Here is a 20,847-nt window from a genome sequence, read left to right as displayed (position 1 = left end):
CGACACGCGACACGCCCTCGGCCACGTGCCGGCAGTAAAGAACGGCAGCGGGCGATTCCTACTTGCTCTCGTCCAACGCATCCTTCCAAATCTTCGCGCCCTGCTCATGTGAAGCAATGCCGTTGAAGAATGAGTCAATGGCGGCGCCGATATCAAAGTCATCGCACTTGTCCCACAAGATCAGTTTGGGCTTGTGTACACGGAAGTCGCCGCTGCTCTTCGGTGTGTAGGCCACCGCAATGGCCGCCTTTGCCCACGGGAAAGCGTAGGAACGCGCTTCCAGAATGATCGCGTCAACCTTTTTGCCTTCTGGCGTCGCGATCCGGCCGTCGTATGCCAGCACGCCGTCATTTGCGTTGAACGGGTCGCCCTCGAGCTGCTTTCGGCCGTGCTCGACGGCCTCGCCTGCGTCGTCGAACACCAGCCGCTCGAATTTTCGCTGACCATCGTCAGTCTGAAATGCCACCATAGGGACAAGGCCATCTGCGTCGGAGACACACCAGACGGCATGCGCAGCGATAAAACCAGCGAGTTCAAAGGCGGTGAGCATGTTGGTGGCGCGGATAGGTTGGGGGTTGGGTGCTCATGTGACTGCGAAAGGTGGCTTTGGCAGCCCGAGTTTGCATGCGGCCCGCAAGGGTGCACTCGACGTCCGCCATTCAGCCAGTTGCAGGCGATCGCGGCCGGCGGCCAATTGTAGAACGGTGCCGCCTGCAAGCAAATTCGGCAGCATCGCCCTGGATTGGGCGATCGTTTCCCAAGCCGCACGTGCTGCTACGCCGAAAGTCAGGACGCGCGCGTCATATGGCTCGGGTATGCTGGATGAATGCCGTCCGGACGACCGACCCGCACGGCAAAACTGCAAACAATCACCGCGATCGTATCGCAACCACTGGCCGCACCGGGCCGATTTCAACTCCGGAACAGGGACTCGACATGGCAGAACTGGACAATGCGCTGTACGAACGGATCGGCGCGCTGAGCGACGCGGGCGATGCGTTGATGGAAGACGGCGACTACGCAGGCGCGCTCGAGAAATTCTGGGCGGGATTCGACCTGCTTCCCGAACCCAAGACCAACTGGGAAGCCGGCACCTGGTTGATGGCCGCCATCGGCGACGTGAATTTCCATCAAGAGAACTACGCGGCCGGACGCGACAATCTCGCCCAGTCGATGCATTTCCCCAACGCGATCGGCAACCCGTTCCTGCACCTGAGGCTCGGTCAGTGCCAGTTCGAGCTGGGCGATCTCGATCGCGCAGCCGACGAGTTGATGCGCGCCTATGCGAGCGGCGGGCCGGAGCTGTTCGAGGACGAGGACGGCAAGTACCTGCGATTCCTGGCGACGCGGGCGGAAGGCATCGAGACGCCCTGACGCGCGTGGTTCGTGCTGGCCGGCGTCGAGAGTGGGTATCGACGCCCGCGCCGGGATGCCGGGCGTTTCTCCGCATGAGCACAACTTGCCAATGAACCTGACCTTTCCCCTCGCCACCCGATCCGACGCCGAGACGCTGGTCGCCATCCGCATCGCCGCGATGCGCGACAGCCTCGAGCGCATCGGCCGCTTCGATCCCCAGCGTGCGCGCGACCGGTTTCTCGCGTCGTTCGATCCGGCGCGATGCCGCTTGATCGAAGTCGACGGCGTGAACGCGGGCTTTTTCGTGTTCCGGCCGCAGGAAGATCACTGGCTGCTCGACCATCTGTACATCGTGCCCGAGCATCAGGGAAAGGGGATCGGCGCGGCCGTGCTGCGCAAGATCTTTGCCGACGCCGATTCGCAGCGGGTGCCCGTTCGCGTCGGCGCGCTGCGCGGCAGCGATTCGAATCGTTTCTATGCCCGGCACGGCTTCGTGCAGGCCGACGAAGCGGAGTGGGACATCTACTACGTGCGCGCACCGGGTTCGGCGATGGTGTAGATCGCATCCGCGGTGCGATCCGGGTGAGCGCGTCAGCGTTTTCCCGGATACGGAATGCGCCGCGCATGCCGATGATGCAGAGAGACTATAAATACATGATCCGAGGCCATCATGACGACATCTGCAACAAACGGACTGAATGCGGTATCGCCTGAAACGACCGGGGCGGCAGCGACATCCGACGATGCGGGTGGCGTGCCGTCGATCCTGCTGGTCGACGACGAGCCGAGCGTGCTGTCGGCGCTCCGGCGCGTGTTCCGTCCCGCCGGCTACGCGATCCTGACCGCGGAAAGCGGCGAGGCGGCCCTCGAGATCCTGGCGTCGACCGAAGTCGACCTGATCGTGTCCGACATGCGGATGCCGGGCATGAGCGGCGCGGAGTTCCTGGCTCGCGCACGGGCGCTCTACCCGGACACGATGCGCATCCTGCTGACCGGCTATGCGGAAATCGCGTCGGTCGTGCAGGCCGTCAACGACGGCGGCGTCTATCGCTACCTGAACAAGCCGTGGGACGATCACGACCTGCTGCTGACCCTCGAACAGGCGCTGGAGCAACGGCGCCTGCGGCGCGAAGCGGCCCGGCTCGCCGCGCTGACGGAAGCGCAGAACGACGCGCTGCGCCGGTTCAACACGGAGCTCGAAACGCAGGTTCGCGCACGCACGGAGGAACTCGGCCAGACCGTGATGTTCCTCGAAGCCGCGCAACGCGACCTGAAAAGCAGCTTCACCGCGATGGTCCAGGTCTGCGCGAGCATGATCGAGATGCGCTGCGGGTCGGCCAGCGGTCATGCGATGCGGGTCGGCGAAATCGCGCGGCGGCTGGCGCTGACCTCCGGGATGAGCGAGCTGCATGCGCAGGACGTCTATTTCGCGGGGCTGCTGCACGGCATCGGCAAGTTGTCGCTGCCGGACGAATTGCTGCGCAAGCCGCTCGCGAAGATGACGGCGGAAGAGCACGGCCTGTTCCTGCAGCATCCGCTGCGCGCGCAGATGGTGCTGACACCGGTCGCGCAACTGCACAAGGTCGCGTCGATCGTGCTGCACCAGTACGAGCGCTTCAACGGACGCGGCACGCCCGACGGCCTGGCGGGCGACACGATCCCGCTCGGCTCGCGAATCCTGGCGATCGCGCGTGACTTCGAAGGGCTGCGCAATGGCGACATCGGCGCGCCGCATTCGGTCGAGCAGGCGCTCGACGCGTTGCGCTCGCAGGCCGGCGTGCGTTACGACCCGCGGATCGTCGACGGCCTGACCGAACTGATGCGGGACCCGGCGAGCCTCGGCATCGCGGCGTCCGTCGCGGAAGTCAAGTCCGCGCAGCTGCGCGAAGGGATGCAGCTCGCCGACGATCTGCGCACGCATCGCGGCGTGCTGCTGATGACCAAGGGCAGCGTGATGTCGGCGCACCAGATCGAGCTCGTGCGCCGCTTCGAGACGCGCGAGGGCACGTCGTTCGACATCTTCGTGCTGGCCGGCCAGGCCGCGGCGAAGCCGGCGCAGAGCGTGCCGAATGCCGGCGCGGCGCCGGCCTGAGCCCGGCCGCGCGGCCTGATGGCCGCGGTGCACGACGGCGCGCCGCGGCAACGCACTCACCTCGATCCGGGCGCTCGATCATGCACGGCACCTACCATCTCCCGCTCGTCCTGCTGTCGCTCGCGATCGCGACGCTGGCCTCCTATACGACACTCGACCTGGCCGCTTTCATTGCGCTGCTCGACAACCCGAAGCTCAAGCGTGCGTGGCTGGGCGGCGGCGCGATGGCCATGGGCACCGGCATCTGGTCGATGCATTTCGTCGGCATGCTCGCGTTTTCGCTGCCGATTCCGCTCGGCTACGCATGGCCGGATACAGGCGCGTCGCTGGCGATTGCCGTGCTCGTGTCGTACTTCGCGCTGACGGTCGTCACGCGCGCACGGCTGGGCTGGCGGCGGCTGCTCGTGGGCGGCGTACTGATGGGCGCCGGGATCGCCGGTATGCATTACACGGGGATGGCCGCGATGCGCATGGAACCCGGCATCCGCTACGATGCCGCGCTATTCGCCGCGTCGATCGGCATCGCGGTGATCGCGTCGACTGCCGCGTTGTGGATCGCACAGGCGTTGCGCGCGCAGCAGGCACGCCATGCGACCGCCCAGCGGGTCGGTGCGGCTTTCATCATGGGTGTCGGCATCACCGGCATGCACTACACGGCGATGGCGGCCGCGCATTTCGCGCCGGACGCGCGGTGCGGGGCCGCGAACGGGGTCGACACGCCGTGGCTCGCGACGACGGTCACGCTGTTCACGACGGGAACCCTGGTCGTCACGCTGTTGCTGACCCGATTCGATGCGCGCACAACCTTCCTGCGCGGGATGACCGACACGCTCGAGCGGCTCGTGCGCTTGCGCACCGTCGAACTGGAACGCGCGCTGCACCGCTACGAGCAGACGACGGCGATGCTGCAGCGCACGCGCGAGAACATGGCGACCGAGATCGACGAACGCAAGGCCGCGCAGGCGCGGCTCGAACAGGAGAAGGACGAGCAGCGGCGCCTGCTGCACGTGCTCGAGGAAACCCACGTGCAACTGCTGCAGTCGGAAAAGCTCGCGTCGATCGGTCAGCTCGCGGCCGGTGTCGCGCACGAGATCAACAATCCGATCGGCTTCGTCAGTGCGAACCTCAACACGTTGAAGACATGGGTGCGTAGCCTGCTGGACGTGATCGCCGCGCATGAAGCCGCGCTGCCGCAGCTCGACCCGGCCGCGCGCGACGCGCTGGCGGCGACGGGTCGCGCTGCGGACCTGGACTACGTGCGCGGCGAAATCGAGACGCTGATCGACGAATCGATCGACGGCGCGCTGCGCGTGCGGCGCATCGTGCAGGACCTGCGCGATTTCTCGCGTCCGGCCAGCGACGAGTGGAGCGTGGTCGATCTCCGCGCGGGCCTGGAAAGCACGCTCAACGTCGTCCACAACGAACTCAAGTACAAGGCCGACATCGTGCGCGATTACGGCGAGGTGCCGCAGGTCGAATGCCTGCCGTCGCAGTTGAACCAGGTGTTCATGAACCTGCTGGTGAACGCGGCGCACGCGATTCCCGAGCGCGGCGTGATCACGATCCGCACGTCGAGCGACGGCGAGCAGGTGTCGATCGCGATCAGCGACACCGGGACGGGGATGACGCCCGACGTCGTCCGGCGAATCTTCGATCCGTTCTTCACGACGAAGCCGGTCGGGCAGGGCACGGGGCTGGGCTTGTCGGTGTCGCACGGCATCGTCAAGCGCCATCGCGGCACCATCGACGTGACGAGCGAGCCCGGGCGGGGCACGACGTTCTGCGTCCGGATACCGATCCGGCGCGCCGGCGATCGCGCGAACACGGCGAAGCTGGCGCACCGGGCGTGATCGCATGACGGCGTTGCGTGCCACGGGCCGGCGCGGTTGTCGCACGTCATCGCAGCCGCTTGCGGCGTTGGCGACGAAAGAAATGCCAGAACATCGCGGTGGCGTCCGGTCCCGTGGCGGAATGAAACGGCTCGCGCGGGTCGCCGCCGCTCCACGCATGCGGCAGCCGGCGGACGATGCAGACCCTGACGACGAGACGCCCGGCCTTCAGGTAGTCGACATAGTCGGCGTCGTCGCGCGCATAGGTGCGTTGCTCGCCCACCCGCATCGCGCCGTGCTCGTCGACGAGCCGGTTGAGCCGCGCGAACGCGATGCCGAGCTGCGTCGCGTTCCGGTCGGTCACGACCGTATCGAGTGCGCCGTGCATGACGAGGGCCGGCATGCCGGGATAGGACGCGACGTCGGCGCACGCATCGACCGCGCGTATCGGGTCGTCGCGCAGGCCCCGACGCATCAGGTTCATCGCCGCCAACGTCGACGACGGCGGGGCGATGGCCGGGCCGGAGTGCAGGCCGACGGCCGCGAAGCGGTCGGGATACCGGATCGCCAGTGCCGCGGCGAGCCCGGCTCCGGCGGACATGCCGGCCAGGTAGATCCGGTCGCGGTCGAAGCCGTGCTGTCGCACGATGGCGTCGACCAGCGACGTGACGGCCGCGGCTTCCGACTCCGTCGCGTCGCCATGCCAGTGCCAGCAGCGGTGCGCATGCGCGGTCTTGGCCTGTTCGGGAAACAGCACGGCGAACCCCGAGCGCTCGGCGAGACGGCACATGCGCGTGCCCGCGGCAAACGATTCGGCACTCTGCTTGCAGCCGTGCAGCATGACGACGACCGGCATGCCGGCTGTCGTCGCCGGTGCGGCGGGGAGATACAACGCGTAGGCAAGATGATTCACGTAGCGGCCGGCACTCGGGCCGGCGGAATGAAACGAGCGGAGCCACGTGCCGGGCGCCTTGTCCGCCGGGGCGCGGGCCGGATGCACGGTGCCGGTGCGTCCGGCGGGGCGCACGGTGGCGGCCGGCCGGGCGACCGGCTTGACCGCCCGCTTGGCGGCCGGCCGCGGCTTGCTCGTGCGCTTCGTCGGGCGCGTGCCGGCGGCGACGGAGAGCAGTTCGAGGGGCCGCAACCAGAGGCTGGCTTTTTTCCTGGGCATGTGCAGTTTCGTGCCGGCGGCCGACCGTGGCAGGAAGATGCGGCCGACTCCGCCGTCGCGTTGACAATCGAAAGGAGGCGCGGAGCAAGGATCGTGCTGCCGGCCGCGTGCACATCGAAACCGGTCGGCCGGTCGAATGCCACGGAACGCGGGATCCTGCGTCATCGCGGCGATTCGAGTCGGCCATCGGCGATGCTAACCGTCCGATGTGACGCGCCGGCGAATCGAAGTGTGCTTCGACCCTGCCGCGCGCGAGGCTAGCGCCGATCCAGCAGTGTATCGCTCAATACACTGAACGCCGCGCCCGGCAACTCGTGCAGATGCTCGACCACGCTGCTGACCGGATAGAAGGTTTCCACCGCATCGTCGAGTATCCCGACACCGATCAGCTCGACGTGCCGCTCGCGCAGCGCATCGACGCGGGCATGCAGGTCGGTGCGCAGGATCGCCGGGTTGCCGTCGCCGGTGGCCGGATAGCCGTCCGACAGCACCATCAGGATTCGCCGCCGCGCCCGCTTCGCCAGCAGCCGCCCGGCGGCCCAGCTCAACGCCTCGCCGTCGGGATTCTCGTGGCCGCATTCGATGCACGCGAGGCCGCTCGGGTTGTCGGAATCGAACCGCTTGTAGACGCGCAGGTCGAGCCGTTCGACGAACCGGTTATAGCCGAAGGTGTCGCGGCCGGCGTCGATCCAGCGCTGGTAGTGCGCGCGCATCGCCGCGTCCTCGACGGAACTGTAGCCGAGCACTTCGCATGCGAAGCCGAGCTGCGTCAGCGCATCGCACAGCGCGGCCGTGCACAGCCTGGCGAGTTCGATCTTCCTGCCGGCCATCGACCCGCTGCAATCGATCAGCAGGCTGACGGCCGCGTCGCGCCCGGGTGCGGCGCGCAGGACGCGGAATGGCGTGCGATAGCCGGGCGACGTGACGAGGCGGGCGAGCGACATCCGGTCGAGCTCGCCGCGTTCCTGTTCGCGTTTCCAGCGCGTCTGCTCGTCTACTTTCAATGCCCGTTCGAGCCGTCGCTTGAGCGGCTCGGTCTGCGCGCGGGCCGCGCTTCGCAGGCGGTGCCAGCGCGCCGGTTCGCCGTTGCCGGTGAAGTCCGTCACCGTGTCGAACGCGGTGGTCAGCGGGACCGACAGCAGCGGCCGGTTGTCCGCGGACAGGCGGATCGTGCGGGGCGGCATCGCGTCGCCCGGCGTCGGTGCTTCGGCGGACGATGCCGTGTCGGCGATCGCCCCGGCGTCCGATTCGGCGGAAACGGGCGCACGGGAGTCGTCCGGCGCGCCCTGGCCGTCCGATTCGAATTCGGCGGCGATGCTGTCGCTGTCGATCGTGCTGCCCGGATCGGCCGTGAACATCATGTTGTTCGCACCGGCCGACGCCAGCGCGCGCACGCGTTCGACGATCCGGTGCGCGGCGCGGATACTGTCGGCGGTCGATGCGGCTGCGCGCGCTGCGTCGACGAGATCGCCCGCTGCAGCCATCGTCGCGTCGAGCGACGGCACGCGCTCGATGGCAGGCAGCGGTTCGTCCCAGAGCGCACGTTCGATGCGCCACACCAGCTTGTCGCGCCACGCCATGCGCGGCCACCGATGGAGCGTGTCGGCGGCCGTCGCCGCGCGCATCCGCCGCAGGAACGTCATCGCGCCGGGATAGAGCGCAGCGAGGCGGCTGGCCGCGCGCCGGTCGTCGATCGCCTGCGCGATGGCCCGCACCACGGGCGACGCCAGGGCGGCAAGGTCATCGATCGCACTGAAACGGACGCGCGCCGCGTAGAGGTCGACGAGGCCGGTGATCGCATCGTCGTCGTCGTCGTCGCCGGCAAGCAGCGTGTCGGGCAGCACCAGCAGGTCGCGCTGCGCGACGGGCGCGTGACGCGCGAACCGCACCTCGATGCCGTGCCGTTGCGCGAGCGTGCGGGCCAGCCGGGTCAGGTGGAGCGACCGCGCGTCGTCGTCCCGGTCCATCGCGTCAGGCCTCGACGTCGATGTAGTGGCGGATGATGCTGCGGATCAGGTCGGCGTCCTCCGCGCCGACCTTTGCATAGATCGTCGGGCCGGCGGCCGATTCGGGATCGCCGGTGCGCAGCATCAGCTCGGCCCAGTCGATCAGGCGCCGCGTCGAGAACGCGCTGGCCAGATCCTCGCGGACGAACGCGGCGCGGCAGTCGGCCGCGATGGCCGCGAGCGTGTCGGCCATCGCCGCGGTCATGGCCGGCCCGAACGTGCGCTGCAGCACGCGCGCCTCGTCGGGCGGCGGCAGGTAGTCGAGGCGGTAGACGCGCCAGCGGTCGAGAAACGCCTCGTTCATCACGTTGGCGCCCTGGTACAGATGGCGGAACTGCCCCATCGCGCCCACCGCATTGGCGGTCGCGAACAGCCGGAACGACGGATGCGGGACGACGATCTCGTTGCCCTTCTCCTTCAACAACAAGCGGCCGGCCGGTTCGAGCACGGCGGTCAGCACCGCGAGGATCGCCGGTTCCGCGAAGTCGATCTCGTCGACGATCAGCCACAGCCCTTCACGCATCGCGGTCGGCAGCACGCCGTCGACCCAGATCGTTTCGCCGCCCTTGACGGTCCAGAACCCGACGAAGTCGCCGACCGTCGTCTGCCCGTTCATGTTCGAGCGCAGCACGCCATGGCCGGCCAGCGCGGCGGCCTGCTCGATGAGGCTCGTCTTGCCCGTGCCGGTGTGGCCGATCAGCAGGATGCGGCGGTTCTCGACGATGTCTTCCAGCACGTTCGTCACGCGCGCGGTGAACAGGTAAGCCGGGTTCAGCGGCGGCACGAGCGGCCCGCCCGGGCCGCGCGGCATCGGCACGCCGCCCACCTGCGCGACGTGCGCCGCGTCGCCGGCTGCCGCCGGTCGCGACGCGTGCGCGCTTCGCAGCGCCTGCATGAACGTGCCGCGATGAGCGGGCGCCGCGCGATCGCCGGCTTCACGCCGGACGAAACCTTCCTGGATCCATTTGTGCAGCTTCGCATCGAGGTTGTCCGCATCGACGACCGTATCGACCGAGGTGCTGCCGTCAGGCCGGTGATGCTGGATGCGGTACAGGTGCGCGCGTTCGGAGCGGCTGACGATCCATTGCCCGGCGGACGGGTCCGCCAGTTGACGATAGACGCCGAGTACCGACGGGGCGGAGGAGGTGGAATCAGCGGGTGCGTTCATGGTGGCGAGCGAGAGTGGACGGCTGGCGCTTCATGCCTGCGATGCATCGCGTCGATTGTATATTTTTGCCGTGAACGGCGACATTCGCGCGGGAAGCGATTCGCTGCGATCCGGGGCGGAGCAGGCGGCGGGTCGGCGCGCGGGATCGGGCGAGCACCGTGGGCGATGCGCTGCGGCATGATCTTTCGGTTTCCTTGCTATGCCTCGAACCACGTTTGCCGTGCCGATCCGCCGGCAACGCGGCGGACGCCGATGCATGCGAAGGTCGATTGACACCCCCGCCTTGCGCTGATCTCCCCGTTTTTTCACGAAGACAACCCGTCATGTCGAATCGCGGGCCGCCACACCTTGATCAATCGGGTGGAATGTCAGTACCGTAGCAGGCTTGATCGTCGGGCTACCATCGCGTGTCGCTGGGCAGCCCGGCATGACATCTCATTGCGCGCCGGCTGATGACGCTGGCGAAGGAGTGTTGAACGTGACGGTGACGGGCGTGGACAAAGTGACGATTCGTCATGCCAGCGCACTCGATGCCCCGGCTGTGCTGGCGATCTTCGACGACGTGATTGCGTGGTTCGTCTCCATCGGCAACGACGGGCAATGGGGCCGCGAGCCCTGGTCGACGCAACCCCGTCGGATCGCGCTCGTGACCGACGCCTGCGCGCTGCCCGACGCGTGGGTCGCAGAGGATCAGGACGGCCGCGTCCTCGGCGCCTTGATCCTCGGCGAGTCCATGCCCTACGTGCCGCCCGCGACCGAGCCGGAAATCTACGTGCGCGTGCTGGTGGCGTCGCGCGATGCGCGGGCGCGGGGTGTCGGCCGGCGCCTGATGGCCTTCGCGGACGAGCGCGCCCGCGCGGCCGGGGTCGCGCGCTTGCGGGTGGACTGCTATGGCGGCGGGACCGGCGCGCTGGTGCGTTTCTACGAGTCGTGCGGCTATGAGCGAATTTCACCCTTCGACGTGGAAGGGTGGCCGGGGCAGCTACTGGGGCGTCGTTTGTGACGGTGCCTGACCGAAGCCACGCGGCACGGCGGCTTGCGGCCGAGGCCGGGACGGCATCCAGTCGATCGTCTTACGCCTGGCCGGAAACGGTGGGCTGCCCGACGGGATGCCCGTGGGCCGACGAACCGGAATGCGCGGGCGCACCCTCCACACCGTGCGCGACCGGCAGCGCCACCCGCACATAAAGAAACGCGCGCCGCTCGCGATCGGGCAGCACCTGCGGCCCATAACTGATCGTGACCGTGCCGTCGTGAATCTCACCCGCCTGCGCGAAACGCCACGCGCGGGGATCGCTGTCGAGCAGGAATTCGGCGCGCGCATACGCATGCGGTTCAAACAGCGCGGGAATGTCCACCGGGCGTCCGTCGAGCTTGTCGAGCAACGCTTCGACCACGTTGAAGCCATAGCCGTCGCGCACGATGTCGCAGATGAAGCTGCCCGCGATGCGCGGATTCAGTTCGATCACGTGCGGCACGCCGTCGTGCACGATGCAGTCCAGGTGCACGGGCCCCCAGGTCAGCCCGGCGGCCGCCGTGGCGCGCGACCCGACGTCGATCAGTGCGCGCAGCGTGCCCGCGTCGAGGTCGAGTTCGGACGTATAGCCGCGCTCGACAAAGCCGGCCCCATGCCGTTTCAGCTTGCGCAGCGCGCCGACGTACCGGCCGTCGAAATACTCGACGCAGTATTCGCTGCCGCTCAGGAATTCCTCGATCACGACGCGCTCGGTCGCGCGCGCGTGCGCGTCGGCGTGCCCGGCGGCGAGGGCGTCGAGCTGAGCACGGACCTCGGCGATGTCCTCGCAGCGCCGCACGCCATCACTCGCCGAGCCTTCCGACGGCTTGACGACGACCGGGAAACGCAGCGGGGCGGCCGCGGCCGCGAGCGCCGCCGGCGCGGCCAGCGTGCCCGTGACGAAGTGCGCGGCCGGGATGCCGTGCGTGGCGAGCAGCGCCTTCTGGTTCGACTTCGACACCGCGTGCGCGACGTGGCGCGCATCGGGGCCGGGCAGGCCGAGCGCATCGGCGACCCACGCGGCGGTGCGCGCGTAGGTGTCGTGCGCGGTCGTCACGCGCAGCGTGTCGAGCTCGTCCGGATAGCGCGTGCGCAGCCAGCCGGCGAGCTGGCCGGCATCGGGTTCGAGGTTGATCGTCTCGACGCCCGCCGGAAAGACGCCGTCGAGACGGTGCCCGGGGGCGGTGATCACGGTCACGGCCGCTTGCCGCGCAAGTGCGCCGCGTACGAGCGCGAGGCTGCTGCCGGTGGCGCGGGCGCCGATCACGATGAGTCGCTTCATGCTGGATCCTTGATCGAAGGCGGAAGAGGGGAACGGCATCGCGTGCCGGCTAGCGCGCACGGCGGCGCAGGCGCTGCGCTTCGAGGCGCGGCAACAGATGCTGGACGACGCGCGGCAGCGTGTAGATCGGCAACTGCGCGCAGGTGAACACGAGCGCCATGGTGGGCGTCGCGGCGAGCCCGAGCGCGGCCCACATCAGGCCGACGTTGCGATTGGCGACGATCAGCGCGACATTGAGCCGCGTGCGGACGTCGCCGGGCGTGAGCCCGTACGCGATGACCTGGAAGCCCGCGTTGACGGCGAACGCGAGGGCGATCGCGGTCAGCGCGCGATGCGGCGCGTCGATGATCGATTGCTGCATGCCGGCCATCGTGCCGAGCGCGAACACCAGCAGCGCGGCGACGACGGTCGCATCGATCGGCGTCGCATAGCGGTCGAGCCGTGAGCCGGCGAAGCGCCGCACGAGCAGCGCGACGCCCTCCGCGCTGCCGATCAGCAGCGCGAGCCGTAACGCGAGCGTCAAAGGTGAAATCGACACGGCCGCATCGTGGCTGAACCAGGCCGTCAGCAGCGGCGCGGTGAGCGGCACGAACACCATCGACGCGAGGGTCGCGACGAGCGCGACGCTGGCGTCGAGCGACAGCATCCGCGCGATCGTCGACGTGCCGCTCGACGGCGGCGCGCAGTACGCGATCACCAGCGCGACGACCCAGTCGTACGGCATGCCGGCGAGCCGCGCGGCGATGCCGAGCGCGACCGGGCACGCGATCATCGTCGCGGCGGGCAGCAGCAGCGACACGGCCGGCCGCCGCGCGACCGCGCGCACCGCGCTGGGCTCGACGCGCAACAGTGTGCCGAGCACGAACAGGAACACGGTGACGGGCATCAGCGGCCGTGCGAGAGCCGCGAGCGGCGGCACCAGCAGCCCGAGGCCGACACCGCACGCGAGCACGGTCGGGCCGCGCCGCACCAGCGCGGCGATCAGCGTGCGCACGGGCAAGCCTCGGAGCGACGGCGGACGGTCGGACGACCTGGGCAGGCGGAGAAGGGCATGCGGATTCCTCGGGAGCGGGCCGTCGGGCACCGGGTATCCGCAAGGCTAATCCGTATTTTTGGCGAAGTAAAATGATATTACCGTGATCAGTAACAAGAGAAAGTGATATGAACATCCCTCTGCTCGAAACCTTCCGGGCCGTCGTTCAGGAAGGCAGTGCGCTGCGCGCGGCCGAACGGCTCGGCTGCACGCAGTCGAACGTCACCGCGCGGCTGCGCCTGCTCGAAGCGTCGCTCGACGCGCCGCTGTTCGACCGGCACGGCAAGCGGCTGGTGCTGAACGACGCCGGGCGCCGGCTGATTCCGTATTGCGATCGCATCCTGCGCCTCGTCGACGAAGCGACGCAGGTGGTGCGCGAAGCACCGGTCGCGCGCAGCTTCCGGCTCGGCTCGATGGAAAGCACGGCGGCCACGCGGCTGCCGGCGCTCGCCGCCGCGTTGAAGGCGCGCGACCCGGCGCTCGGCCTCGCGGTGCAGATCGGCAGCGAACCGGATCTGGCCGACGCACTGCTGCGCGGCCGGATCGACGCCGCGCTCACCGCGCGCGCGGTCGTCCGGCCCGGGTTGCGCTACGAGCCGGCGTTCGCCGAAGAGATGGTGCTGGTGAGCGCGACCACGGCCACGCGGCGGCAGGTGCTGGCCGACAATACGGTGCGGCTGCTCGCGTTTCACGACGGCTGCCCGTATCGCGCGGTCGCGGAGCACTGGCTGAAGGCGCGCGGTATCGCGATCGAGTCGGTGGCGTCGTTCGGCACGTTCGGCGCGATCCTCGGCTGCGTGGCGGCGGGCATGGGCATAGCGATCCTGCCGAAGCGGATCACGACCGAGTACGTGGCGCGCAAGGAACTGCGGGCGCATTCGTTCGATGATCTCGACAGTGTGACGACCTATCTCGTCACGTCCGAAGCAGCGCCCGAGCTGCCCGAGCTCGATACATTGCGCGCGGTGCTCGGGCGGCAGGCGGGGGCGCTGCTCGGGCGCTAGCGGAGCGCGCTTCGGCGCGCCGTACTGCGCGCGCTACGCCGGCGCAATCACCCGTTCATCCGCGAAGAATTCAGCCTCGATCTCGCGAATCCGCCGGCAATCCTCCAGTAGCCGCTCGAACGTCGGGCTGTACAGGCCGACGGTGCCGAGCGCCGTCTGCAGATCGGTGGTCACGCGCAGCGTGTCGCCCACCTTCGCCCATTGCTTGAGCCCGACGAATGAGGGCAGCGCCTGGATCGCCTGCCACGTGAAGTCCTGCCGCAGCACGCCGTTGCGCGACGACAGCAGCAGCACGTGCCCGCAGTAACCGCGAAAATCCGTCGTCGCGGCGACGTCACCGAACAGCCGCTCCGGATGCAGCACCGCTTCCACGGCGGCCGACACGTGATTCTCGCCGCTGACCGCGCTCGTCAGCCGCGGATCGAGGCTGCCGTGCAGCCGCGCGTTCAGCTCGACGATCGTCGGGCCGTCGGCCGTATCGAACAGTTCGAGATGGGTCGGCCCGAAACGCACGTCCAGCGCGTCGAGCACGGCGGCCGCGTAGTCGAGCAGCGGCGCGTAGCGCGGATCGGCGTGATTCAGCACCAGCATCTTGTCGAGCCGCGGTGCATGCGTGCGGTCGCGGTGCACTTCCCACAGGCTGACCACCCGGTGGCGGCCTTCGAACGACACCGAATCGACGATGTATTCCTGCCCCTCCGAATAGCTCTGGATCACGATGTCGTCGTTCGGCTGGTTGTACAGCGAACGGGTGGCCAGCACGTCGCGCGCGGCGGCCTCGACCTGGTCGAGCGTCCGGCAGATCTTCACGCCGGTCACGCCCGCGCTGCGCGCCGGCTTCACCACGAGCGGCAGCTTGCCGTATGCGCGTGCCCATTCGAGGGCGGCGTCGACCGACGTGCTGTGGAAATGGGCCGGGGCACGCAAGCCGGCCTGGCGAATCCGCTCGTTCATCGCGTACTTGTCGCGCCGCGCGGCCGACGTCGCGAGCGGATTGCGCGTCGGCACGTCGAGCCGTTCGGCGAGCGTGTCGGCCAGTTCTAGCGCCGCGTCGAGGCCGTGCAGCACCGCGCCGATCCGCAGGTCGCTCAACTGCGCGAGCGTCGCGTCGACGTCGCCGTGATGCTGGACCTGGCGGATATAGTCGGACGGGACGAACTGGTTCCGGTAGATCTCCGGCAGATCGGGGTCGCTGATCACGTGCGCGCAACGGATGCCGTAGGCGCGGAACGCGGGCGCCAGATAGGCGGCGGTCGACGCGCCGTCGACGATCAGGACGGTATCGATGAAGCGGTGCGGCATGGATTCCTCGCTGGGCTGTGGGATCGGTTGAAGGAGGGCCGACGGCACGGGCTCACGCCCGCGGGCCGCTATCGGGCGCATCGCCGGGCCAGCGCGCGGCCAGCACGATGCACAGGGCGACGAGCAAGGCCGCGACCGCGAACCCGCGCGCCGCGCCGGCCGCGATCGCCGCGCCCTGGCCCGCGACCAGTGCGCCGAGCGCCGCGACGCCGACGGCTGCGCCCACCTGGCGCGCGGTATTGAGGATCGCCGACGCGGTGGCCGAGCGCCCGGCCTCGACGCTGCCGAGCATCGTCGAGGTCAGCGCGGGAATCGCGATGCCGCCGCCGATCGCCATCGCCGCGAGCCCGGGCGCCAGCAGCGCATACGGCGTGTGTGCGCCGAGCGTCTGCCACAGCCACACGTAGCCCGCGAGCGACACGGCGAGGCCGACGATGACGGTCGCGCGGAAGCCATGGCGGACGGCGAGACGCGCGCTCGCGATGTTGGCGAGCATGATGATCGTGAGCGGCGCGAGCGCGAGCCCCGACCCGGTCGCGGTGAAGCCGCGCGCGTTCTGGAAATAGAGGCTCAGCGAGAAGATCAGCCCGTAGAACGCGGCATTCGTGATCGCGCCGATCGCGAGCACGCCGGGCACGCGCGCGATCCGGAAGAAGGCGAGCTGCAGCATCGGCGCGGCCACGCGCCGCTCGATCGCGACGAACAGCGCGCCGAGCACGACCGACGCGGCCAGCGCACCGGCCGCATACGGATCGCGAACCCCCTGCGCGCCGGCCCGGATGATCCCGCCCGTCAGCAGCGCGAGCACGAGCACCGCGACGATCTGGCCGGCCGGATCGAACAGCCGCGTGCGCGCGGCGGCCGAATCGCGCACATGGCGCAGCGTGAGCCACAGGCCGCCTGCACAGATCGGCAGGTTGATGAAGAAGATCGCGCGCCAGCCGAGCGAATCGATCAGCAGGCCGCCGAGCGTCGGCCCGGCCGCGCTGATCGCGCCGCCCGTCGCGCTCCACCACGCGACGGCCCGCACACGGGCGGCGGCATCGTTCGCGCACGCGTGCGTGATGAGCGCGAGCGACGTGGGCAGGATCATCGCGGCGCCCACGCCCTGCGCGACGCGCGCGGCGATCAGCGCGGCCAGCGACGGCGCGAGTGCGCAGCCGAGCGATGCCAGCAGGAACAGCGCGAGGCCGTACGCGAACAGCCGGCGGCTGCCGAAGCGGTCGGCCAGCGTGCCGGACGTCAGCAGCAGCGCGGCGAACGACAGCGTGTACGCATCGACGATCCATTGCAGCCCGTGGACGCTCGATCCGAATGAATGGCCGAGGCTCGGGATCGCGACGTTGACCACGGTCACGTCGAGCTGGACGATCGCGAAGCCGAGGCTCGCGGCCGCGACGGTCGGGAAGATCGCGCGCAGCGACGTGCGATGCGGCGGCGCACCGGCGGCTAGCGTGGGCTCGAGTGCCGGCGCGCGATCGCTCATCGGGGCCTCCGCGCCGCGTGGCGGGTGGGGCGGCGCGCAGCCAACGGCGCGTCGTTTCCGGGCGTACTGCGCAGCAGAGGGAATCGGTTCATCTAACGGGTTTCCGTGGGCGGAGGAAGGGCGCCGGCTGCCGATCGACGGCCGGCGCATCGTCGAATCCGACAGAAAACTAGCATCGACCCGTTAGCGAATACAAATAATAACCAGCGATTTTTTAACAACCATTCGTGTTAAGCGACGGTACGAACGACGCGGCCCGCCGCTCGCCGCGTTGCTGAACTTATATCGAAATTTTTTGTTTGCAATCGAATTAATATCATTTCGAAATGCAATGACGGTCTCCTAGTCTTGTCGAGCGCCGGGCCCCGAGGACGGCCACGCGCGGCGGTAGTGCCCTACCGCTTATCGACCCCCGATCTTTATACGAGAGACCTATGACCTATCTCGCAGATGAACGCATCGTTTTGACGGCAGCGGAATCCGGTCACATCCGGACGACGCTCGGCGCACTGCCCTATGATCCGGCGGGCGGCGCGGGCTACATCAGCGCGGTGCGCAAGCTTGCCTACACCGCGTTTCCCGACCGGGTCGTCGACGCGTTCGATCGCGCGAAGGCGCCCACCGCCGATGCGCACGGCTCGATCGAGATCGACAACCTGCCGATCGACGACGACGTAAAGGGCAGCCCGCGGTTCGAGGAAACCGGCCGCTCGTTCAAGGCCGGCGTGCTGAGCGAGAACGTGCTGGTCGCGTTGAGCACGCTGGCCGGCGAGCCGTATTCGATTGCGCACGAAGGCCGCGAGCTCGTGAACAACCTCACGCCGCACAAGGCGACCGCGCGCGACTATACGGGCCTGGGCTCCGAGGTCGAGCTCGATTTCCATATCGAGAACGCCGCGCAGGCGCACATGCCGGAAGGCGATACGTCGCCGTTCGCGTTGCTGCTGCTCGGCGTGCGCAGCGAAGCCGGCGGCGGCCCGTACACGCGGCTCGCCGATGCGCGTCGTGCGCTGCAACTGCTGTCGCCGGACGATATCGCGCAACTCTACGGCGAGCACTACATCATCCGCGTGCCGTACCGGTGGCGCGGGGCGGCGCCGACGCCGCGCGACAACACCGACCTGAGCGCGGTGCTGTCGGGGCCGCTCGAGGCGCCGCGCGTGACGGTCGCGTTCTATCCGGACATGGTGCTGGCGGTCAACACGCGCGCGCAGGAGGCGCTGGCCAACCTGTATCGCGCGGTGCGCGAGGTGTCGTTCGGCGTGCAGATTCAACCGGGCAAGCTGGTGCTGATCAACAATCATTTCACGCTGCATTCGCGCGACCGTTTCGATCCGCAATACGACGAGAACGACCGGGCATTCCGCTGGGTGCAGCGCGTGTTCGTCGCGCGCAGCCTGTGGAACTTCCGCGCGTTCACGCCGCTGCAGGCGCGCGTGTTCGATCCGAAGGCGCTGTATGCGGGCGAGTCGCAGGCAACCCGCCCGTCGCCGGTCGCCCAGCCGGTGACGCAACGCGCGGCCGCGGCCGAACTCGAGGCGACGCCCGCCTGAGCGGGCCGCGAACGCCAGGCGGCGACGGACGGTGAACATCGTTCGGCCCCGCCCGCGTTCCGCGCACGCGTCATCAAAAAATAAAGGAATCCAGAATATATGAAAAGAACAGCATTTCCCGTCGTGCGCGTCGTTCGCGTGCTGGCCGCCGTCCTGATCGGCGGCTGCGCGGCCGCGCAGGCCGCGACATTCGACCTGAGCCCCGAGCAGCCCGGCCGCCAGCGCGGCACCGTGAACCCGGCGGTCGAGCAGGCGTTGCCGGCCGGCTTCCGCTTTGCCGAGGCGAACACGCTGACGATCGGCATCGCGCCGAACCTGCCGCCGCTCAGCACCTATGCGACCGATGCGCGAACGGTGGTCGGCTTCGATCCCGATCTCGCGCAGCTCGTCGCGGACAGCATCGGCCGCAAGCTGAAGCTCGTGCCGCTTTCGTGGGCCGACTGGCCACTCGCGCTGCAGTCCGGCAAGGTCGACGCGGTGATCTCGAACGTGACGGTGACCGAACAGCGCAAGGAGAAATTCGACTTCTCGACCTACCGGAAGGATCAGCTCGGCTTCTACGTGAAGAACGGCAGCCGGATCGCCGCGATCCGCGAGCCGAAAGATGTTGCAGGGTTGCGCGTCGTGACCGATTCGGGCACGAACCAGGAAAAGATCCTGCTCGAGTGGAACCGGCAGAACGTCGCGCGCGGCCTCGCGCCGGTCGAGATCCAGTATTACGCGGACGCGGCCGAGCGCTGGGTCGCGCTGCAGTCGGGGCGCGTCGACACGATCTTCAGCGTGAATTCGATGCTCGCGTACCAGGCGTCGCTGCGCGGCGATGCGAAGCTGATCGGCACGGTGAGCGGCGGCTGGCCGCGCACCGCGGACATCGCGATCACGACGCGCAAGGGCAGCGGCCTCGCCGATCCGCTGACGGTCGCGATCAATGCGCTGATCGCGAACGGCAGCTACCGGAAGGTGCTCGGCCGCTGGAGCCTCGACGCCGAAGCGATCGAGCGGTCGCAGACCAATCCGCCGGGGCTGCCGCGTACCTGAACCGCCCGCGTGCCGATTGCCGCGACGCTCACGTGATCGGCCACTGCAGGATCACGATGCCGTCGTTGTAGTCGGCATCGGCGCCGTCCTCGGCGCCCAGCCAGCCGAGCCAGACGGAGTCGCCCGCGGACAGCGGCGCGAGGCGCGCATCGGTCGCGGATGGCCTGCCGTTGGCCGACGCGTCGATCCGGATCTTGCCGCCTTTCGAGTTCAGCGTGAACATCCTGACGCCGTCCTCGCTGTTGCCGACGAACGATGCGGCCGGTTCCGGCGCGTCATCGACGAAGAGTTTCAGGTCCTGCCGGTCGGCGGCATTCGCGTAGAAGATCGCCTTGAACGCCGTATTCGGCGGCAGCGTGAAGTGGCCATTGCGATCCGACGACGGCTTGAAACCGGGCTGCTTCGTGTCCGGCCGGCTCCCCGCGATCTCGATCGACGTTTCCCATTGGAAATAGCCCGATACGTTGCCGTCGCGGTCGTATACGCCGAAATCGGCCGTACACGTGGTGGCGCCCGCGGCCAGCACGTCGCTGCGCCAGTAGTGGTCCTTCATCGGATGGCACGGCGGATGCAGCAGGTCGTCGGCATCCGGCACGGGCGTGGCCGCGTCGCGCACTTCGGGTTCGATCGGCGCGACGATGCCCGCATCCTTCAACGTGAACCGGACGAACAGCACGCTTGCCTCGGCACGCAAGGCCAGCGCGGTTTCGCGCAGGCGCAGCTGGTCGCCCGGCGAGAGGCCGGTAAAGAGGCGGCTGTCGTTGTGGCCGAGCTGCGCGGCGTCGCCGGGGCTCACCACATAGAGGTGCCGGCCGTCGATCACGGTCGGCGCGGCCGGGTCCCGGCTTGCCTCCGGGTAGGCCGACAGCAACGTGACGGCGTCGACGATCACCAGCACATCGCAACGAAGACCAGACATGAGCGCTTCCTCCGCAACAAGTGGATGACGCGGGCAGCCGCCGCGCGGCCGCCCGCCTGCCGCGATCAGTTATGGATCGAGATGAACGGATCCCAGGAGAAGCAGCCCTGGCTCTGGCAGTTGCGATCGATGATCTGGAACTGGAAGTGGTACGTCACGCGGCCGACTTTCAGGCATTCCGACGACCAGTAGTAGTTCGCGACCTTCTGGCAGGTCGGCACCTCGGGCTTGCTGGTGTTCGGCACCGGAATGGACGCTTCCGCGACGCGCGGCGTCGGCGTCGAGATCAGTTCGTTGCCGACGTTGCCGACGAACTTGTAGAACACGACCTGGTTCTCGAAGCCCAGCGACAGGCTCGTTTCACGCCAGCGGATCAGGTCGCCGACCTGCGCCTTCAGGTCGAGTTCGCCGCCCGCCTGCCCGGAGATGACGTTGTCCTGGTTGGTCACCATATAGACATAGCGCCAATCGATCAGCGTCGGTGCGGCCGGGTTCTTGCTGGGATTCGGATATTTTTTGAGAATGGTTTCGGTATCGAAAGAGACGAGCACATCAGTGACGCGTGACATAGAAGCTCCCGTTTGAATGAATGG

Annotated in this window: 18 protein-coding genes; 8 read left to right on the top strand and 10 right to left on the bottom strand. The window is 68.5% G+C overall.

All coding sequences use genetic code 11. The features are described from left to right. Nucleotides 1-58: 58 nt before the first annotated feature. Complete coding sequence (locus CFB43_RS35625) at nt 59-550, bottom strand: hypothetical protein (RefSeq protein ID WP_089498761.1); 492 nt, start codon at nt 548-550, stop codon at nt 59-61. 272 nt (nt 551-822) lie between these two features. Between CFB43_RS35625 and CFB43_RS35620 the strand changes: the two genes are divergently transcribed. The 4 genes from CFB43_RS35620 to CFB43_RS35605 all read left to right on the top strand — a co-directional run bounded on the left by CFB43_RS35620 (nt 823) and on the right by CFB43_RS35605 (nt 5,298). Next, nucleotides 823-1,374 (top strand): tetratricopeptide repeat protein, encoded by a 552-nt coding sequence (locus CFB43_RS35620; protein ID WP_256990192.1) that lies wholly within the window; start codon nt 823-825, stop codon nt 1,372-1,374. Between the two features lie 91 nt (nt 1,375-1,465). Further along, on the top strand, nt 1,466-1,915 hold the full coding sequence (locus CFB43_RS35615) for a GNAT family N-acetyltransferase (RefSeq protein ID WP_089498759.1): 450 nt from the start codon (nt 1,466-1,468) through the stop codon (nt 1,913-1,915). A gap of 111 nt (nt 1,916-2,026) precedes the next feature. After that, nucleotides 2,027-3,448 carry an HD domain-containing phosphohydrolase gene (locus tag CFB43_RS35610; RefSeq protein ID WP_089498758.1) on the top strand — a complete coding sequence of 474 codons (1,422 nt, stop codon included), beginning with the start codon at nt 2,027-2,029 and terminating at the stop codon, nt 3,446-3,448. 80 nt (nt 3,449-3,528) lie between these two features. Next, nucleotides 3,529-5,298 carry a histidine kinase gene (locus CFB43_RS35605; protein ID WP_089498757.1) on the top strand — a complete coding sequence of 590 codons (1,770 nt, stop codon included), beginning with the start codon at nt 3,529-3,531 and terminating at the stop codon, nt 5,296-5,298. Between the two features lie 46 nt (nt 5,299-5,344). Here the strand turns inward: CFB43_RS35605 and CFB43_RS35600 are convergent, their stop codons facing one another. The 3 genes from CFB43_RS35600 to CFB43_RS35590 all read right to left on the bottom strand — a co-directional run bounded on the left by CFB43_RS35600 (nt 5,345) and on the right by CFB43_RS35590 (nt 9,622). Beyond that, nucleotides 5,345-6,448 carry an extracellular catalytic domain type 1 short-chain-length polyhydroxyalkanoate depolymerase gene (locus tag CFB43_RS35600; protein ID WP_089498756.1) on the bottom strand — a complete coding sequence of 368 codons (1,104 nt, stop codon included), beginning with the start codon at nt 6,446-6,448 and terminating at the stop codon, nt 5,345-5,347. A 257-nt stretch (nt 6,449-6,705) separates the two neighbouring features. After that, nucleotides 6,706-8,415 carry a cobaltochelatase CobT-related protein gene (locus tag CFB43_RS35595; protein ID WP_089498755.1) on the bottom strand — a complete coding sequence of 570 codons (1,710 nt, stop codon included), beginning with the start codon at nt 8,413-8,415 and terminating at the stop codon, nt 6,706-6,708. A 4-nt stretch (nt 8,416-8,419) separates the two neighbouring features. After that, a complete protein-coding gene (locus CFB43_RS35590; protein WP_089498754.1) occupies nt 8,420-9,622 on the bottom strand; it encodes an AAA family ATPase in 1,203 nt (400 codons plus the stop codon). Nucleotides 9,623-10,091: 469 nt separating this feature from the next. Between CFB43_RS35590 and CFB43_RS35585 the strand changes: the two genes are divergently transcribed. Then, nucleotides 10,092-10,625: a GNAT family N-acetyltransferase gene (locus CFB43_RS35585; RefSeq protein WP_256990191.1), complete on the top strand. Its 534-nt coding sequence runs from the start codon at nt 10,092-10,094 to the stop codon at nt 10,623-10,625. A 70-nt stretch (nt 10,626-10,695) separates the two neighbouring features. On the opposite strand, the gene CFB43_RS35580 is transcribed toward CFB43_RS35585, so the two are convergent. Then, the gene (locus CFB43_RS35580; RefSeq protein ID WP_089498753.1) at nt 10,696-11,919 is read right to left on the bottom strand and encodes an ATP-grasp domain-containing protein; all 1,224 of its coding nucleotides are present in this window, start codon (nt 11,917-11,919) and stop codon (nt 10,696-10,698) included. A gap of 49 nt (nt 11,920-11,968) precedes the next feature. Further along, the gene (locus tag CFB43_RS35575) at nt 11,969-12,913 is read right to left on the bottom strand and encodes a hypothetical protein (protein WP_089498752.1); all 945 of its coding nucleotides are present in this window, start codon (nt 12,911-12,913) and stop codon (nt 11,969-11,971) included. Nucleotides 12,914-13,080: 167 nt separating this feature from the next. Here CFB43_RS35575 and CFB43_RS35570 point away from each other — a divergent pair, with 167 nt between their 5' ends. Continuing rightward, a complete protein-coding gene (locus CFB43_RS35570) occupies nt 13,081-13,956 on the top strand; it encodes a LysR family transcriptional regulator (protein WP_089498751.1) in 876 nt (291 codons plus the stop codon). Nucleotides 13,957-13,989: 33 nt separating this feature from the next. Here CFB43_RS35570 and CFB43_RS35565 read toward each other — a convergent pair whose 3' ends face one another. Next, on the bottom strand, nt 13,990-15,258 hold the full coding sequence (locus CFB43_RS35565) for an ATP-grasp domain-containing protein (RefSeq protein ID WP_089498750.1): 1,269 nt from the start codon (nt 15,256-15,258) through the stop codon (nt 13,990-13,992). A 52-nt stretch (nt 15,259-15,310) separates the two neighbouring features. After that, on the bottom strand, nt 15,311-16,744 hold the full coding sequence (locus tag CFB43_RS35560; RefSeq protein WP_089498749.1) for an MFS transporter: 1,434 nt from the start codon (nt 16,742-16,744) through the stop codon (nt 15,311-15,313). Nucleotides 16,745-17,178: 434 nt separating this feature from the next. Here CFB43_RS35560 and CFB43_RS35550 point away from each other — a divergent pair, with 434 nt between their 5' ends. Next, nucleotides 17,179-18,297 carry a TauD/TfdA family dioxygenase gene (locus tag CFB43_RS35550; protein WP_089498748.1) on the top strand — a complete coding sequence of 373 codons (1,119 nt, stop codon included), beginning with the start codon at nt 17,179-17,181 and terminating at the stop codon, nt 18,295-18,297. 99 nt (nt 18,298-18,396) lie between these two features. Then, nucleotides 18,397-19,335, top strand: a complete 939-nt coding sequence (locus tag CFB43_RS35545; protein WP_089498747.1) for an ABC transporter substrate-binding protein — start codon at nt 18,397-18,399, stop codon at nt 19,333-19,335. A 28-nt stretch (nt 19,336-19,363) separates the two neighbouring features. Here CFB43_RS35545 and CFB43_RS39070 read toward each other — a convergent pair whose 3' ends face one another. Both CFB43_RS39070 and CFB43_RS35535 read right to left on the bottom strand, forming a co-directional pair. Further along, on the bottom strand, nt 19,364-20,254 hold the full coding sequence (locus CFB43_RS39070; RefSeq protein WP_089498746.1) for an AidA/PixA family protein: 891 nt from the start codon (nt 20,252-20,254) through the stop codon (nt 19,364-19,366). A 65-nt stretch (nt 20,255-20,319) separates the two neighbouring features. Beyond that, complete coding sequence (locus tag CFB43_RS35535) at nt 20,320-20,823, bottom strand: inclusion body family protein (protein ID WP_011349899.1); 504 nt, start codon at nt 20,821-20,823, stop codon at nt 20,320-20,322. Nucleotides 20,824-20,847: the final 24 nt, after the last annotated feature.

Source organism: Burkholderia sp. AU15512 (genome assembly GCF_002223325.1).
Lineage (GTDB): Bacteria > Pseudomonadota > Gammaproteobacteria > Burkholderiales > Burkholderiaceae > Burkholderia.
Note: the sequence above shows the minus strand (reverse complement) of the source record. Positions and strands in the feature narration are given on the sequence as shown.

What these genes read in the sequence shown, in the direction of transcription:
- CFB43_RS35625 (WP_089498761.1), bottom strand. Translation starts at nt 550, where the DNA reads ATGCTCACCGCCTTTGAACTCGCTGGTTTTATCGCTGCGCATGCCGTC.
- CFB43_RS35620 (WP_256990192.1), top strand. Translation starts at nt 823, where the DNA reads ATGAATGCCGTCCGGACGACCGACCCGCACGGCAAAACTGCAAACAAT.
- CFB43_RS35615 (WP_089498759.1), top strand. Translation starts at nt 1,466, where the DNA reads ATGAACCTGACCTTTCCCCTCGCCACCCGATCCGACGCCGAGACGCTG.
- CFB43_RS35610 (WP_089498758.1), top strand. Translation starts at nt 2,027, where the DNA reads ATGACGACATCTGCAACAAACGGACTGAATGCGGTATCGCCTGAAACG.
- CFB43_RS35605 (WP_089498757.1), top strand. Translation starts at nt 3,529, where the DNA reads ATGCACGGCACCTACCATCTCCCGCTCGTCCTGCTGTCGCTCGCGATC.
- CFB43_RS35600 (WP_089498756.1), bottom strand. Translation starts at nt 6,448, where the DNA reads ATGCCCAGGAAAAAAGCCAGCCTCTGGTTGCGGCCCCTCGAACTGCTC.
- CFB43_RS35595 (WP_089498755.1), bottom strand. Translation starts at nt 8,415, where the DNA reads ATGGACCGGGACGACGACGCGCGGTCGCTCCACCTGACCCGGCTGGCC.
- CFB43_RS35590 (WP_089498754.1), bottom strand. Translation starts at nt 9,622, where the DNA reads ATGAACGCACCCGCTGATTCCACCTCCTCCGCCCCGTCGGTACTCGGC.
- CFB43_RS35580 (WP_089498753.1), bottom strand. Translation starts at nt 11,919, where the DNA reads ATGAAGCGACTCATCGTGATCGGCGCCCGCGCCACCGGCAGCAGCCTC.
- CFB43_RS35570 (WP_089498751.1), top strand. Translation starts at nt 13,081, where the DNA reads ATGAACATCCCTCTGCTCGAAACCTTCCGGGCCGTCGTTCAGGAAGGC.
- CFB43_RS35565 (WP_089498750.1), bottom strand. Translation starts at nt 15,258, where the DNA reads ATGCCGCACCGCTTCATCGATACCGTCCTGATCGTCGACGGCGCGTCG.
- CFB43_RS35560 (WP_089498749.1), bottom strand. Translation starts at nt 16,744, where the DNA reads ATGAGCGATCGCGCGCCGGCACTCGAGCCCACGCTAGCCGCCGGTGCG.
- CFB43_RS35550 (WP_089498748.1), top strand. Translation starts at nt 17,179, where the DNA reads ATGACCTATCTCGCAGATGAACGCATCGTTTTGACGGCAGCGGAATCC.
- CFB43_RS35545 (WP_089498747.1), top strand. Translation starts at nt 18,397, where the DNA reads ATGAAAAGAACAGCATTTCCCGTCGTGCGCGTCGTTCGCGTGCTGGCC.
- CFB43_RS39070 (WP_089498746.1), bottom strand. Translation starts at nt 20,254, where the DNA reads ATGTCTGGTCTTCGTTGCGATGTGCTGGTGATCGTCGACGCCGTCACG.
- CFB43_RS35535 (WP_011349899.1), bottom strand. Translation starts at nt 20,823, where the DNA reads ATGTCACGCGTCACTGATGTGCTCGTCTCTTTCGATACCGAAACCATT.